Raw genomic sequence first — 451 nt, forward strand, 5'->3', positions numbered from 1 at the left:
CTGTCAAAGGCATAAGAAAACAATATGCAATTGTAGGTGTGGAAATTATGTTTAGAGATTTCCCTTCTTCTTTATTCCATTCAAAATTTGTTAATCTCCCAAAAGAATCTGAAATTTTTACAATTTCTTCATATAAAGATAATGCATCTGAATTTGGTATTAACTTACCCCCTTCTCTTTTAAAGAGTACACGTCCTGATCTTGACTCAATCAGGCTTAACGTTCTACTTATTGCTGGTTGAGAAATACCCAGAAACTCTGCAGCTAATGTTGCAGTTCTCACCTCGATGAGTGTCTTTATTATTTCTAAATCTCTTAATGTAGCCCAACCACCTGACCAAGAAGATTTTTTCATCATTTCCGAGACCCTATATTTTTACAGCAATCGGTAGAACACAAGGCGATTTTATTATATTTCACATATTAAATATTTTTCGGATCAACATCTTAC

General features: G+C 33.5%; 1 protein-coding gene. It reads right to left on the bottom strand.

What is annotated here, in order from left to right; all coding sequences use genetic code 11:
- Nucleotides 1-358 (bottom strand): LysR family transcriptional regulator (locus V2A85_RS24465; RefSeq protein ID WP_420072660.1); only part of this gene is annotated, 358 nt, incomplete at its 3' end.
- Nucleotides 359-451: the final 93 nt, after the last annotated feature.

The sequence above is a fragment of the Yersinia sp. 1252 StPb PI genome (genome assembly GCF_048593885.1).
Taxonomy (GTDB): Bacteria; Pseudomonadota; Gammaproteobacteria; order Enterobacterales; family Enterobacteriaceae; genus Yersinia; species Yersinia enterocolitica_E.